This is a genomic window from Microbacterium kyungheense (assembly GCF_006783905.1).
In the GTDB taxonomy this organism is placed as follows: domain Bacteria; phylum Actinomycetota; class Actinomycetes; order Actinomycetales; family Microbacteriaceae; genus Microbacterium; species Microbacterium kyungheense.
The window spans coordinates 386,056-399,532 of record NZ_VFPE01000001.1 but is presented as its reverse complement, the minus strand read 5'-3'; the positions used below and the strand labels follow the sequence as shown (position 1 = coordinate 399,532).

Sequence of the window (13,477 nt, the reverse complement as noted above, 5' to 3'; positions counted from 1 at the left end):
GGTGCCTCACGTCTCCGGGGCCGTGTTCACGGGCACGACAGCGGGGGTCTCGACCTTCCACACCCGCTGGCCGCCGCTCTGGGTCTCGATGTCGCCGGCCGGGCGCACCGGGATCGAATCGGGCAGCCGGTCGGCGACACGCTGGGTGATGTAGATGCCCGGCTCGTCCGAGTCGCCCTGCACGCGGAACGCCAGGTTGACGGCATCCCCCCACATGTCGTAGACGACGCGGGCGCGGCCGATCAGGCCGCTCGTCACCTTGCCCGAGTCCAGACCCGCCCGCAGCGACAGCTCCACGCCCTGCTGCGCCGAATAGCGCTCGAGGATCGTGTCGAGCTCGCGCGCGAACTCGACCGCCCGGCGCGCGTTGTCGACCCGGGGCGTGGCGAGCCCGCAGCTGGCCAGGTAGCTCTGCCGCGTCGTGCGCACCCGCTCGACGCCGTGCCGCTCGGCGGCCTCGTCGAACGACCGCACGAGGTCGTTCAGCCGCGCGATCGCCTCGTCGGACGACAGCGACAGCGCCCACGCCTCGAACCCGACGATGTCGGCGAACACGACGGTCACGTCGTCGCTGTCCTGGGTGATGGATGCCTCGTCCCCCGGCTTGTACCTGCTCGCCATGCCCTCGGGCATGAACGACAGGATGAGCTCCTCGTTGGCCCGCTCCTGGTCGGCGATGAGCTGCGACTTCACCTGCAGGCTGCGGCTCATGTCGTTGAACGCGTCGGCCACGTCGGCGAGCTCGTCGCTGGAGCCGGCGTCGACCTGCACCCCTTCGTCGCCCTTCGCGATCCGCTGGGCCGCCGTCTTGAGCCGCCGCAGCGGCCGCACGAACACCTGGGCGAGCACGAGCGACAGCAGGCAGACGAAGATGATCATGCCGGCCGTCGACAGGATGAGGTTGCGGGTGAAGTCCTCGACGGGCACCATCGCCTCGGCCTCGGTCTGCTGGGCGACGATGACCCAGTCCAGTCCGTCGATGTCGAGCGGCGCGTATGCCGAGAGGCTCTCGCGGCCCAGGTAGTCGGTCTCCAGCAGCGTGCCGGTGTCGCCGGCGAGCGCACGCGTGACGGCATCCGCCCCGATCGACTGATGCAGCAGGGTGTCGCCGTTCTCGACGCTCAGGCGCGCGGCCTCGGGCGCGAGCCCCGCCGCCACGGCCGCCTTCGCATACGCATCCGGGTCGTCCTGCAGGGTGCGCGAGATCGACCGCATGAGGCCGTCCTGGCCCACGAGGTACGTCTCTCCGGTCGCACCGAGACCGTTCACCGCGAACTCGCCGCCGACGGTCATCACCTCGTTGATGCGATCGATGGGCAGCTCGACCGCGAGCGCGCCGATCACCTCGCCGCCCTCGGCGATGGGGGTCACCGCCCATCCGGCCGGGTTCCCGAGGCTCGGGTTGTACCCCGCGAAGTCCGCCAGCACGACATTGCCGACGATGTTGCGCGCCATCGCCTCACGGTAGGCGTCAGCGAGGTTCGACAGCCGGTACGGCCCGTCGAAGAGATTCGTGCCGAGATCGACGCCCTTGTAGGCCGTGTAGACGACGTCGCCCTCGGTGTCGATGAGCAGCACGTCCTCGAAGTCCTGCAGCTGCGTCATCGCACGGAAGTACGGGTGGTACGCGCGATGCGCCTGCGTCCACGCGCTGGCATCGTCGGCGCCGTCGTTGCGGATCGCGTCGGCCCAGTCGTCGTAGGGCGTCACGTAGTAGTACTGCAGGTACCGCTGCGCCGCTGTGTGCGGCGCGAAGCTCGTACCGTCCACGGTCTCGCCCGTCGCCTCCGCCAGCTGCGCCGCGAAGACGTCCCGGTAGTACCCGTCGACCGCCGTGGCGGCCGAGCCGTCCAGCGGAACGCCCTGCAGCTGCGCGTAGCCGTCGGTGAACGCCCGCAGCGCCTGCTTGCTGGTCTCGCCCAGCGCGGCCAGCCGCACCGCGCTCTCGATGCCGTCGAACAGCTGGGTGACCTCGCGAGCCCGGTTCTCGCGGATCTCGACCAGCCGCTCGTACGCGATCCCCCGCAGCGCCTGCGTGCCGTTGACGTAGCCGATGACGCCGACCACGATGCTCGACAGCACGCTGACCGACAGCAGCATGATGAGCAGGATGGAGTAGATCGACAGCCCCGCCCGCCGTCGCGCGCGCGGTGTGCCCACCCACTGCGCCGCCTGATCGACGGGCGCTGCGCGCGCGGCAGGCTCGCTCGACACCCCAGAAACGGACACGCTCTCTCCCTTCGCGCGCCCTGTGTACCGCACGCTCGCGCGCGCGTCCCCAGTGGCCCCCGGCATCCCCATTCCGCCGAGGCTGGCCCCACCTTAGCGCTCGGCCCCCTCACGGGCATAGAGGCCTGCGCCGTCGACGTGATACGCGCCGGGGCCGACGTAGACTTGCTGTTTCCCCTCTCCCTGTTGCTGCAGAACTCATGTCGTCGATCGCGCCCTCCGCTCCCCCGTCCGCCCGGTTCCCCGGACTCGACGGCCTCCGGGCGATCGCCGTGATCCTCGTCGTCGCGTATCACCTGTTCCCGCCCGCTGTGCTGCCCGGCGGATTCGTGGGTGTCGACGTCTTCTTCGTGATCAGCGGCTTCCTCATCACGAGCCTGCTGCTGCGCGAACGCGCCGCGACGGGCCGGGTCGCGCTCGGGCGCTTCTGGCAGCGCAGGGCGCGGCGTCTGCTGCCGGCGCTGGCTCTGGTGGTGGCGGTGTGCTCGACACTCGCCTGGCTCGTCGGCGGCGACGTGCTGGTGCGCCTGGACGCGCAGGTGCTCGGCGCATCCACATTCAGCTACAACTGGGTGTCGGTCGCCGGCGGCGGCGGATACTTCTCGGCCGCGACGCCCGAGCTCTTCCGCAACTTCTGGTCGCTCGCGGTCGAGGAGCAGTTCTACCTGCTGTGGCCCGTGGTCTTCCCCCTGTTCCTGCTGCTGCCGCGCGCGTGGGCGCGGGCCGGCGCCGCGTTCGCGCTGGCGCTGGCCTCGGCCGCGTGGATGGGCGTGGTCCTCGCCCGCGGCGGCGACCTCACCCGCGCGTACTTCGGCACCGACACGCACGCCTTCGGCCTGCTGCTGGGCGTTGCCCTCGCTTTCGCCCTGCCCGCGCTGCTGCGTGCCGGGACGGGCGCCTGTTCGGCGTCGAGAGCACATGATCTCGCCGAGAGCACACGTCCCGCGCGCACGCAGCCTGTGCGTTCGGCGAGAGCACATGATCGCGAGGGGGTGGAAGGGCAGGATGCCGCCACGCGGCCGCACTGGATGCAGACCGTGATCGCGCGCAGGGTCGCCGAGCTCGCCGGTGTCGCCGCGCTGGTCGGCATCGTCGTCGTCGCGTCGCTGCCGTCCGCGGGTTCCGGCGGCGCGTTCCCCGGCGCCCTCCTCGCCGCGAGCGTGCTGAGCGCCGTCGCGATCACCGCCGGCGTGTGGCCCGGCGCACGATTCGGCCGCGTGATCGACGTCGCCCCGCTGCGGTGGATCGGCGACCGCTCATACGGCATCTACCTGTGGCACTGGCCGCTGCTCGTGCTGGCGCTGGCCGTGCTCCGCGGCTCGACGACGGCCGCCGTCGTGCCTCTGCCCATCGGCCTCGGGGTGCTCGCACTGACGCTCGCGGCATCCACTCTGTCGTACCGGTTCGTCGAGACGCCGGTGCGCCGGCTCGGGTTCCGGGCGTCGCTGCGCGCGCTGCGGCGCCGACTGCGGGGCGGTCCGCGGGCCCGCCTGCGCGTGTTGGGTGCCGGGCTCGCCGGCGTGCTCGTGCTCGCAGGCACCGGTGCAGCGCTGGCCGCCGCGCCCGACGAGTCGAGCGCCGAGGCCGCCGTCGAGGCGGGCCGCCGTGCACTGGCCAAGGCCCGGGTGTCGCCCGAGGTCAGCCCGACGCCGGCCGCGACGCCGGCCGCGGGCGACGGCGGCGTGACCGGCGACCAGATCAGCGCCGTCGGCGACTCGGTCATGCTCGCCTCGGCGGGCGGCCTCATGGAGCGTCTCCCCGGCATCCAGGTCGACGCCGAGGTGTCGCGCCCGATGCGCGCGGGACCGGGCATCGTGGAGCGCCTGGCCGCCGACGGCGAGCTGCGCCGTTACGTCGTCATCGCGCTCGGCACGAACGGTCCCGTCGACCACGACGCGCTCGACCGCATCGCCGCCGACCTCGGCCCCGATCGCAGCCTCGTGCTCGTCAACGCCTACGCGCCCCGCGACTGGATCCCGGGCGTCAACGCCGACCTGCAGGCGTTCGCCGCCGCGCATCCCGACGTCGTCGTCGCGGACTGGGCCGGCGCCATCGCCCCGCACGAGGATCTGCTCGCGGGCGACCACATCCACCCCGGAGACGCCGGCGGACGCATCTTCGCCGACACCGTCGCCGCCGCCGTCGACCAGCTCGCCGACGAGCGCCGCGAGCGCGCGGAGCTGTTCGTGCGCTTGCAGCAGGCGCGCCTCGACGCCGACCGCTGAGCCCCTTCCTCGGCACCCGCCCGCGCCCCGCGCCCCCACCCGCCCGCGCCCCACCCCCGCCCGCCGCTCCCCTGTCACCATCTGCTTCCTGACACCGCAGACCGCGACAGGGGAAGCCCGGGAGTCATTGCTCGCCTGTCGCAGGTTGCGGTGGCGAGCCGCGGAGTGTGACAGGCGAGCGGGGCAGCCGGCATCCATCCCCGCAACGCAGCGAGACCCGCCACCCTGACGGGTGACGGGTCTCGCGGTGCAAGGGTGCCGGGCGGCGACGCCCGGCGGGTCCGATTACTCGGACTTCTCCTCGGCGGGAGCCTCGACGGCGTCCTCGGCCGCAGCCTCAGCGGCAGCGCCCTCGTCCTGCGACTCGGCGCCGGCCTCGACCTCAGCGGTCTCGTCGGCAGTCTCCTCAGCGGGAGCCTCCTCGACCGGGGCCTCCTCGGCGACCGGCGCAGCCTTGGCGGCAGCGGCCTTCTTCGCCGACGGCTTCTTGGTCACGGGCTCGAGGACGAGCTCGATGACCGCCATGGGCGCGTTGTCGCCCTTGCGGTTGCCGACCTTCGTGATGCGGGTGTAGCCGCCCTCACGGTCCGCGACCAGCGGCGCGATCTCGGTGAACAGGACGTGCACGACTTCCTTGTCACCGATGACCGACAGCACGCGACGACGCGCGTGCAGGTCGCCGCGCTTGGCGAACGTGATCAGGCGCTCGGCGAGCGGACGCAGGCGCTTGGCCTTGGTCTCGGTCGTCTTGATCGACTTGTGGGTGAACAGCGCAGCGGCAAGGTTGGCAAGCAGCAGACGCTCGTGTGCGGGGCCGCCTCCGAGGCGGGGACCCTTCGTGGGCTTGGGCATTCTCAGTTACTCCAGTGTGAAAAGTCGGGTCGAGTTCGTCGAAGTCGGCTGATCCGAATCAGTGATCGCGACGTTCGGACACAGCTCAGACGGTCTCGTCGTCGTATCCGCCGTAGAAGTGCGCGCCGTCGAACCCGGGGACCGAGTCCTTCAGCGACAGGCCGAGCGAGATGAGCTTGTCGCGCACCTCGTCGACCGACTTCTGACCGAAGTTGCGGATGTTCATGAGCTGCGTCTCCGACAGGGCGACGAGCTCCGACACGGTGTTGATGCCCTCGCGCTTGAGGCAGTTGTACGAACGGACCGACAGGTCGAGATCCTCGATCGGCATCGACAGCTCGTTCGACAGGACGGTCTCGACCGGCGCCGGGCCGATCTCGATGCCCTCGGCCTCGACGTTGAGCTCGCGGGCCAGTCCGAAGAGCTCCGTCAGCGTGCGACCGGCCGACGCGACGGCGTCGCGCGGGGTGATCGACGGCTTGGTCTCGACGTCCAGCACGAGCTTGTCGAAGTCGGTGCGCTCGCCCGCACGCGTCGCGTCGACGCGGTACGAGACCTTGAGGACCGGCGAGTAGATCGAGTCGACCGGGATCTGGCCGGCCTCGGCGTACTCGTTGCGGTTCTGCGTGGCCGACACGTAGCCGCGGCCGCGCTCGATGGTGAGCTCGAGCTCGAACTTGGCGGTGTCGTTGAGCGTCGCGATGACGAGCTCGGGGTTGTGCACCTCGACACCGGCCGGAGCCGAGATGTCGGCGGCGGTGACCTCACCGGCGCCCGTCTTGCGCAGGTACGCGGTGATGGGCTCGTCGCGCTCGCTGGAGACGACCAGCTGCTTGATGTTGAGGATGATCTCGGTGACATCCTCCTTGACACCCGGAATGGTGCTGAACTCGTGGAGGACGCCGTCGATGCGGATCGACGTCACGGCTGCGCCGGGGATGGACGACAGGAGGCTGCGACGCAGCGCGTTGCCGATCGTGTAGCCGAAGCCGGGCTCGAGCGGCTCGACGACGAAACGGCTGCGGAACTCCCCGATCTTCTCCTCGGTCAGAGTGGGACGCTGTGCGATGAGCACTATGTGTTCCTTTCGATCACGTGCCCGCTATATGACACGTGCGGTGAGTGAGGTGTTGAGTTTTGATCGGGATGCCTCGAGGCGAGGCATCCGTACGCATGTGGCAGCCGGGGCACCATGACGGTGCCCCGGCTCCGAGATGTCAGACGCGGCGGCGCTTGGGCGGACGGCAGCCGTTGTGGGCCTGCGGCGTCACGTCCTGGATGGAGCCGACCTCGAGGCCGGCAGCCGTCAGCGAGCGGATCGCGGTCTCGCGGCCCGAGCCCGGGCCCTTGACGAAGACGTCGACCTTCTTGACGCCGTGCTCCTGCGCCTGGCGGGCAGCGGACTCCGCGGCCATGCCGGCGGCGTACGGCGTCGACTTGCGCGAGCCCTTGAAGCCCACGCCACCCGACGACGCCCAGCTGATGACGGCGCCCGACGGGTCGGTGATCGAGACGATCGTGTTGTTGAACGTCGACTTGATGTGGGCCTGGCCCAGCGCGATGTTCTTCTTCTCCTTGCGGCGCGGCTTGCGCGCGGCGGACTTGGCCTGTGCCATGTTGCGTTCTCCCTAAATCCTGGGGGCCGCGCCTTAGCGCGCCTTCTTCTTGCCGGCGACGGTGCGCTTCGGGCCCTTGCGGGTGCGCGCGTTCGTCTTCGTGCGCTGACCGCGCACCGGGAGGCCGCGGCGGTGGCGCAGGCCCTCGTAGGAACCGATCTCGACCTTGCGGCGGATGTCGGCGGCGACCTCGCGACGGAGGTCACCCTCCACCTTGTAGTTGCCTTCGATGTAGTCGCGGAGCGCGACGAGCTGGTCGTCGCTGAGGTCCTTGACGCGGATGTTCTCGTCGATCTCCGTCGCCTTGAGGATCTCGTTCGAGCGGGTACGGCCCACGCCGTAGATGTACGTGAGGGCGATCACCACGCGCTTGTCGCGCGGGATGTCAACGCCGGCAAGACGTGCCATGCGGTTCTCCTGGGAGTGAGTGGAGGTGTGGAGCAGGATCGGTGCCCGGGCCTCCGCCCGAGGTGTCCCCCGCGAACGGGTTCTGATCCTGCCTGAGGTTCGTATTCAGTTGTGGAGAGTGGATGCCGCGGCTCGCGCGGCATCCACCAAGCCGGATCTCAGCCCTGGCGCTGCTTGTGGCGCGGGTTGCTCTTGCAGATCACCATGACGCGGCCGTGGCGGCGGATGACCTTGCAGTGGTCGCAGATGGGCTTGACGGAGGGGTTGACCTTCATGATTTCTTCTCTTCGCTGTCTTCACCGGGCACGCCGGGGCGTGGGGTGTTACTTCTCGACCGGTCTAGCGGTAGCGGTAGACGATGCGCCCGCGGGTGAGGTCGTAGGGCGACAGCTCCACGACGACACGGTCCTCGGGGATGATGCGGATGTAGTTCTGCCGCATCTTGCCTGAGATCGTGGCAAGAACCTTGTGTCCGTTGGACAGCTCAACGCGGAACATCGCGTTGGGCAGAGCCTCGGACACGACGCCCTCGATCTCGATGACACCGTCTTTCTTCGCCATACGCTCGCTAACACTTGTGCAGACCGGTCGATCTGCGGTGGATGGGATCGGTGCTACGACACGCCAATGAAGGCGCAACGCACCAAAGATCAAGCATACGTGATATTGGGGACCTCGGCAAGCTGGCGCGGCCCGTCATCGCCGCAGACAGAGGAGGAGTGGATGCCGCGGCCCGCGGCATCCACTCCTCCCGAGGCTGTCACTGGAACAGCGTGCTGAGCTGGCCCGCCGGCGGGAGCTGCGAGTTCGCGATGACGTTGCCGTTGACCGCGATCGTCGGCGTGCCGATGCCCGACGAGCCGGGCTGGATCGGAGTCTTCGCCGTCATCTCGGTGACGTAGCCGGCGTACGTGCCGTCGTTGACGCACGAGTCGATCCCGCTCACGCCCACATCGGACGCGATCGCCAGGATCTCTTTGTTGGTGAGACCCTTCGAGCCCTCAGTGGGCTGCTGCGCGAACATCTGCTGCAGGAACGGCAGCGACTTCTCGGCATCCTCCACCGCGACGCAGTACATGGCGTTCGCGGCGCGCGTCGAGTACTGGGTGTTCTGCGACTGGCGGTCCAGGATCGAGATGGGGTGGATGTCGAGCGTGATGCTGCCGTCGTCGACCATGCCCTGGATCTCGGAGCCGTAGGTCTCTTCGAACTGGCCGCACACGGGGCACATGAAGTCGACGTACGTCGCGAGGTTGTCTGTCCCCTCGCCCACGTGGATCGCGCCTGTCTCGGCATCGATGTTCGACGCCGACGGAGTGTTCACCTCGGTCGGCAGCGGCTTGGGCGCCGCCGCGTTGTTGAGCGTGATGACGAGCACCGTGACCAGGACGAGGGCGATCACAACGCCCGCCGTCACCCAGATCGCGAACCAGTTCGTCTTCTTCGCTGCCTGTGCCTTTGCCATGTGTGTCGAGCCTCCTAGGCGATCGCGCGCGGGGTCACGCCGAACGGTGCAAGTCCCGCGGCTCCCCCATCGGGTGCGGTGAGCACCCAGATACCGTCATCGTGCACGGCGACGCTATGTTCCCAATGTGAACCGGCTGTGCCGTCGACCGTGGACACCGTCCAGCCGTCGTCCTCGACGAACGTCGCCTGGTCGCCGATGACGACCATGGGCTCGATCGCGAGCACGAGGCCCGGACGCACCTCGGGACCCGGGTCCGGCACGCGGTAGTTGAACACCGACGGCGACTCGTGCATCTTGCGGCCGATACCGTGGCCCACGTACTCGCGGAGGATCCCGTAGGTTCCGGACTCGGGCGAGTTCGCCTCGATGTACGCCTGGATCGCGGTGCCGATCTCGCCGATGTGCTTCGCGGTCGCGAGCGCCGCGATCCCTGCCCACATCGATCCCTCGGTCACGTCCGACAGGCGCTGCCGCTCCGCGACGACCTCAGGCCGTTCATCGTCGGGCAGCACGATCGTGAAGGCCGAGTCGCCGTTCCAGCCCTTGAATTCGGCACCGGCATCGATCGAGAGGATGTCGCCGGCGGCCAGCACGCGATCACCGGGGATGCCGTGCACGACCTCTTCGTTCACCGACGAGCAGATCGTGTGCCGGTAGCCCCGCACCATCTGGAAGTTCGACTTCGCACCCCGGGACGTGATGAGCGCGGAGGCCGCGGCATCCAGGTCCAGCGTGGTCACCCCGGGGGCCACCAGCGCGCGGGCCGCCTCGAGGGCTGCCGCCGTGATGAGGCCGGGCTCGACCATCGCCCGCAGCTGAGCGGGCGACTTGTAGATGGAGCGACGCAGCGCCACGGGTCAGGCGGCCGCCCCGCGGCCGAGGCCGCGGGCCTGCAGCGACGCGATGATGCGGTCGGTGATCTCGTCGAGCGAGCCGACGCCGTCGACGCGGTCGACGACGCCGCGCGTGCGGTAGACGTCGAGGATCGGCGCCGTCTCGCGCTCGAAGATCGCCAGGCGGTTCGCGATGACCTCTTCGGTGTCATCGCTGCGGCCCTGCTCGGCGGCACGCTGCGAGATGCGGGCGATGCTCTCTTCACGCGGCACCACGAGCTCGATCACGGCGTCGAGCTGCTCGTCGCGGCCCTCGAGGAACTCGTCGAGGTGCGCCACCTGCGCGATGTTGCGCGGGTAGCCATCGAGGAGGAACCCGTCCGCCGCGTCAGGCTGCGACAGCCGGTCGCGCACGACCGCGCTGGTCAGCTCGTCGGACACCAGGTCGCCGGCCTCGATGATGGCCTTGACCTGCTGGCCGAGCTCGGTGCCCGCCGCGACCGCGCCGCGGAAGACGTCGCCCGTCGAGACGGCGGGGATGCCGAACGCCTCGGCGATGCGGACGCCCTGGGTGCCCTTGCCCGAACCCTGCGGGCCGACGATCAGGAGTCGCGTCATCGGAGAAGCCCTTCGTAGTGGCGCTGCTGGAGCTGTGCGTCGATCTGCTTCACCGTCTCAAGGCCGACGCCGACGATGATGAGGATCGAGGCGCCGCCGAACGGGAAGTTCTGGTTGGCGCCGACCGTCGCCAGTGCGATGAGCGGCAGGAGCGCGATGAGACCGAGGTAGATCGAGCCTGGCAGCGTGATGCGCGTCAGCACGTAGTCGAGGTACTCGGCCGTGGGACGACCCGCACGGATGCCGGGGATGAACCCGCCGTACTTCTTCATGTTGTCGGCGACCTCGACGGGGTTGAACGTGATCGCGACGTAGAAGTACGTGAATCCGACGATGAGCAGGAAGTACAGGATCATGTACAGCGGGTGGTCGCCCTTGACCAGGTACAGGTTGATCCACGTGACCCAGCCCGGCACGTCCTGACCCGCCTGCGGCTGGTTGAACTGTGCGATGAGCGCCGGGATGTACAGCAGCGACGAGGCGAAGATGACGGGCACGACGCCGGCCATGTTGACCTTGATGGGGATGTACGTGTTCGTGCCGCCGTACGTGCGGCGACCCACCATGCGCTTGGCGTACTGCACCGGGATGCGCCGCTGCGACTGCTCGACGAAGACGACGAGCGCGACGACGATGATGCCGACGGCCAGCACGAGGAGGAAGACCTCGAAGCCCTTGGACTGCCAGATCGCCCACATCGAGACCGGGAACTGCGCGGCGATCGACGTGAAGATCAGCAGCGACATGCCGTTGCCGATGCCGCGCTCGGTGACGAGCTCGGCGAACCACATGATGAGGCCGGTGCCGGCGGTCATCGTGATGATCATGAGCAGCTGCGCCCACCACACGTCGTTGGTGAGGAGCTGGTCGCACTCGGGGATGCCGGTCGTGCCGAACAGCTGACCGCTGCGGGCGACCGTGACGAGCGTCGTGGACTGGAGGAGCGCCAGCGCGATCGTGAGGTAGCGCGTGTACTGCGTCAGCTTGGCCTGGCCCGCCTGGCCCTCTTTGTAGAGGGTCTCGAAGTGCGGGATGACCACGCGCAGCAGCTGCACGATGATCGTCGCGGTGATGTACGGCATGACGCCGAGCGCGAAGATCGACAGCTGCAGCAGCGCTCCACCCGAGAACAGGTTGACGAGCGACAGCAGACCTTCGGTACCCGACGACTGGCGCAGACACTCCTGCACATTCGGGAAGTCGACGAACGGCGCCGGCACGTGCGCGCCGAAGCGGTACAGGGCGATGATCGCCAGAGTGAATGCGATCTTCCGCCGAAGGTCGGGAGTGCGGAAGACCCGCGCGATGGCGCTGAACAAGAGGATTCCTCCAGAGGGGGTGCCGGCACAGTCGATGTGCCGACGTCCAGGGTAACCCAGTGGGGGCCGGAGCAAGCTCCGACCCCCACTGTGCCTGTATTACTTGACGGTGCCGCCCGCGGCGACGATCTTCTGCTCGGCGGAACCCGAGACCTTGTCGACCGACACGTTGAGCTTCACCGAGATGTCGCCGGTGCCGAGCACCTTGACCTTCTCGTTCTTGCGCACTGCACCCTTGGCGACCAGGTCGCCGACGGTGACGTCGCCACCGGCCGGGTACAGCTCCGCGAGCTTGTCCAGGTTCACGACCTGGTACTCGACGCGGAACGGGTTCTTGAAGCCGCGGAGCTTCGGGGTGCGCATGTGCAGCGGCATCTGCCCACCCTCGAAGCCGACCTTGACCTGGTAGCGAGCCTTCGTACCCTTGGTACCGCGGCCCGCGGTCTTGCCCTTCGAGCCCTCACCGCGACCCACGCGGGTCTTGGCCTGGTTCGCGCCGGGGACCGGACGCAGGTGGTGCACCTTCAGCACGCCGGGGCGCGCCACGGGGGCATCCTTCTTCGCCGGGGCGGCCTTGGCGGGCGCCTTCTTCGCGGCAGCCGGCTTCTTGGCGGCGGCCTTCTTCGGAGCCTCGACGGTCTCGACCGTCTCGGCCTTCTTCTCAGCCTTCTCGGCCATCAGTCGATCTCCTCAACCTTCACGAGGTGCGCGACGGTCCGGACGTAACCGCGCGTCTGCGCGTCGTCGGGACGGACGACCGAGTCGCCGATCCGCTTCAGACCGAGCGAACGCAGCGTGTCACGCTGGTTCTGCTTCTCGCTCACCTTGGACTTGACCTGGGTAACCTTCAGGCGCGCAGCCATCAGACACCTGCCTTCGCAGCGGCCGCGGCCTCAGCCTCGGCACGGACGAGACGGGCGGGGGCGACCTGGTCGAAGTCGAGACCGCGACGCGCGGCGACCGCACGGGGCTCCTCGAGCTGCTTCAGGGCCTCCACCGTCGCGTGGACGATGTTGATCGTGTTCGACGAGCCGAGCGACTTCGACAGCACGTCGTGGATGCCGGCGCACTCGAGGACGGCACGCACCGGGCCACCGGCGATGACACCGGTACCGGCAGCGGCGGGGCGCAGCAGCACCACACCGGCAGCGGCCTCACCCTGCACCGGGTGCGGGATGGTCGAGCCGACGCGCGGCACGCGGAAGAAGTTGCGCTTGGCCTCTTCGACACCCTTCGAGATCGCCAGCGGCACCTCACGGGCCTTGCCGTAGCCGACGCCGACCACACCGTTGCCGTCGCCGACGACGACGAGCGCGGTGAAGCTGAAGCGACGACCACCCTTGACGACCTTCGAGACGCGGTTGATGGTGACGACGCGCTCGAGGAACTGGCTCTCGTTGCGGTCACGACCACCGCGGTCACCGCGGGTCTGGTTGCGCTCGCGACCACCGCGGCGCGGCTCGCGCTCGCGCTCGGCGGGCGCCGTGGCGGCCTCGGCCGGAGCCTCGGCAGCTGCCTGCTCGGTCACGATGTTCTCCTTGTTGTCACTCACAGGTTCAGACCTCCCTCGCGGGCGCCGTCGGCGATCGCCGCGACACGGCCCGCGTAGCGGTTGCCGCCACGGTCGAACACAACGTCCGAGACGCCGGCGGCCTTCGCGCGCTCGGCGAGCAGCTCGCCGACCTTGCGGGCCTTGGCGGTCTTGTCAGCGTCGGACACACGCAGGTCGGTCTCGAGCGTCGACGCCGAAGCGAGGGTGTGGCCCTTGCTGTCGTCGACGATCTGCACGAACACGTGACGCGACGAACGCGTGACGACCAGGCGCGGACGCTCGGGGGTGCCGACGACCTTCTTGCGAAGGCGGGCGTGACGACGCGCGCGCGCGTCGGACTTCGACTTCACAGCCATG

The 13,477-nt window shown here is 69.2% G+C and carries 16 protein-coding genes; 1 reads left to right on the top strand and 15 read right to left on the bottom strand.

Going from position 1 to position 13,477, the window contains the following annotated elements; genetic code table 11:
* Nucleotides 1-6: 6 nt before the first annotated feature.
* A complete protein-coding gene (locus tag FB391_RS01795; protein WP_185842888.1) occupies nucleotides 7-2,229 on the bottom strand; it encodes an adenylate/guanylate cyclase domain-containing protein in 2,223 nt (740 codons plus the stop codon).
* 200 nt (nucleotides 2,230-2,429) lie between these two features.
* Here FB391_RS01795 and FB391_RS01790 point away from each other — a divergent pair, with 200 nt between their 5' ends.
* Nucleotides 2,430-4,454: an acyltransferase family protein gene (locus FB391_RS01790; protein ID WP_141892575.1), complete on the top strand. Its 2,025-nt coding sequence runs from the start codon at nucleotides 2,430-2,432 to the stop codon at nucleotides 4,452-4,454.
* Between the two features lie 285 nt (nucleotides 4,455-4,739).
* Here FB391_RS01790 and rplQ read toward each other — a convergent pair whose 3' ends face one another.
* The 14 genes from rplQ to rplR all read right to left on the bottom strand — a co-directional run bounded on the left by rplQ (nucleotide 4,740) and on the right by rplR (nucleotide 13,476).
* Nucleotides 4,740-5,306, bottom strand: a complete 567-nt coding sequence (gene rplQ, locus FB391_RS01785) for a 50S ribosomal protein L17 (protein WP_141892574.1) — start codon at nucleotides 5,304-5,306, stop codon at nucleotides 4,740-4,742.
* 85 nt (nucleotides 5,307-5,391) lie between these two features.
* On the bottom strand, nucleotides 5,392-6,381 hold the full coding sequence (locus tag FB391_RS01780) for a DNA-directed RNA polymerase subunit alpha (RefSeq protein ID WP_018171471.1): 990 nt from the start codon (nucleotides 6,379-6,381) through the stop codon (nucleotides 5,392-5,394).
* Between the two features lie 142 nt (nucleotides 6,382-6,523).
* A complete protein-coding gene (gene rpsK, locus FB391_RS01775; protein WP_018171470.1) occupies nucleotides 6,524-6,922 on the bottom strand; it encodes a 30S ribosomal protein S11 in 399 nt (132 codons plus the stop codon).
* Between the two features lie 33 nt (nucleotides 6,923-6,955).
* Nucleotides 6,956-7,330, bottom strand: a complete 375-nt coding sequence (gene rpsM, locus FB391_RS01770) for a 30S ribosomal protein S13 (RefSeq protein ID WP_141892573.1) — start codon at nucleotides 7,328-7,330, stop codon at nucleotides 6,956-6,958.
* Between the two features lie 158 nt (nucleotides 7,331-7,488).
* A complete protein-coding gene (gene rpmJ / locus FB391_RS01765) occupies nucleotides 7,489-7,605 on the bottom strand; it encodes a 50S ribosomal protein L36 (protein WP_005050492.1) in 117 nt (38 codons plus the stop codon).
* Nucleotides 7,606-7,669: 64 nt separating this feature from the next.
* Nucleotides 7,670-7,891, bottom strand: coding sequence for a translation initiation factor IF-1 (gene infA, locus FB391_RS01760; RefSeq protein WP_018171468.1), 222 nt, complete (start codon nucleotides 7,889-7,891; stop codon nucleotides 7,670-7,672).
* Nucleotides 7,892-8,090: 199 nt separating this feature from the next.
* A complete protein-coding gene (locus FB391_RS01755) occupies nucleotides 8,091-8,795 on the bottom strand; it encodes a DsbA family protein (protein ID WP_141892572.1) in 705 nt (234 codons plus the stop codon).
* Nucleotides 8,796-8,809: 14 nt separating this feature from the next.
* A complete protein-coding gene (gene map / locus FB391_RS01750; protein WP_141892571.1) occupies nucleotides 8,810-9,652 on the bottom strand; it encodes a type I methionyl aminopeptidase in 843 nt (280 codons plus the stop codon).
* A gap of 3 nt (nucleotides 9,653-9,655) precedes the next feature.
* Nucleotides 9,656-10,249, bottom strand: a complete 594-nt coding sequence (locus FB391_RS01745) for an adenylate kinase (protein WP_141892570.1) — start codon at nucleotides 10,247-10,249, stop codon at nucleotides 9,656-9,658.
* On the bottom strand, nucleotides 10,246-11,568 hold the full coding sequence (secY, locus tag FB391_RS01740; protein WP_141892569.1) for a preprotein translocase subunit SecY: 1,323 nt from the start codon (nucleotides 11,566-11,568) through the stop codon (nucleotides 10,246-10,248). The genes FB391_RS01745 and secY overlap by 4 nt, the downstream gene beginning before the upstream one ends.
* 99 nt (nucleotides 11,569-11,667) lie before the next feature.
* Entirely contained in the window at nucleotides 11,668-12,246 is a 579-nt protein-coding gene (gene rplO / locus FB391_RS01735; RefSeq protein ID WP_141892568.1) for a 50S ribosomal protein L15, read from the bottom strand.
* Nucleotides 12,246-12,431, bottom strand: a complete 186-nt coding sequence (gene rpmD, locus FB391_RS01730; RefSeq protein WP_018171461.1) for a 50S ribosomal protein L30 — start codon at nucleotides 12,429-12,431, stop codon at nucleotides 12,246-12,248. Before rpmD ends, rplO begins: the two co-directional genes overlap by 1 nt.
* Entirely contained in the window at nucleotides 12,431-13,120 is a 690-nt protein-coding gene (gene rpsE, locus FB391_RS01725; RefSeq protein ID WP_141892567.1) for a 30S ribosomal protein S5, read from the bottom strand. The genes rpmD and rpsE overlap by 1 nt, the downstream gene beginning before the upstream one ends.
* Entirely contained in the window at nucleotides 13,117-13,476 is a 360-nt protein-coding gene (gene rplR / locus FB391_RS01720) for a 50S ribosomal protein L18 (RefSeq protein ID WP_141892566.1), read from the bottom strand. Before rplR ends, rpsE begins: the two co-directional genes overlap by 4 nt.
* Nucleotide 13,477 lies beyond the last annotated feature (1 nt).

Excerpts from the sequence above, each read along its gene's own strand:
- rplQ (WP_141892574.1), bottom strand. The coding sequence starts at position 5,306 with ATGCCCAAGCCCACGAAGGGTCCCCGCCTCGGAGGCGGCCCCGCACAC.
- rpsM (WP_141892573.1), bottom strand. The coding sequence starts at position 7,330 with ATGGCACGTCTTGCCGGCGTTGACATCCCGCGCGACAAGCGCGTGGTG.
- FB391_RS01745 (WP_141892570.1), bottom strand. The coding sequence starts at position 10,249 with ATGACGCGACTCCTGATCGTCGGCCCGCAGGGTTCGGGCAAGGGCACC.
- FB391_RS01755 (WP_141892572.1), bottom strand. The coding sequence starts at position 8,795 with ATGGCAAAGGCACAGGCAGCGAAGAAGACGAACTGGTTCGCGATCTGG.
- rpmD (WP_018171461.1), bottom strand. The coding sequence starts at position 12,431 with ATGGCTGCGCGCCTGAAGGTTACCCAGGTCAAGTCCAAGGTGAGCGAG.
- FB391_RS01790 (WP_141892575.1), top strand. The coding sequence starts at position 2,430 with ATGTCGTCGATCGCGCCCTCCGCTCCCCCGTCCGCCCGGTTCCCCGGA.
- rplO (WP_141892568.1), bottom strand. The coding sequence starts at position 12,246 with ATGGCCGAGAAGGCTGAGAAGAAGGCCGAGACGGTCGAGACCGTCGAG.
- rpsK (WP_018171470.1), bottom strand. The coding sequence starts at position 6,922 with ATGGCACAGGCCAAGTCCGCCGCGCGCAAGCCGCGCCGCAAGGAGAAG.
- infA (WP_018171468.1), bottom strand. The coding sequence starts at position 7,891 with ATGGCGAAGAAAGACGGTGTCATCGAGATCGAGGGCGTCGTGTCCGAG.
- rpmJ (WP_005050492.1), bottom strand. The coding sequence starts at position 7,605 with ATGAAGGTCAACCCCTCCGTCAAGCCCATCTGCGACCACTGCAAGGTC.
- rplR (WP_141892566.1), bottom strand. The coding sequence starts at position 13,476 with ATGGCTGTGAAGTCGAAGTCCGACGCGCGCGCGCGTCGTCACGCCCGC.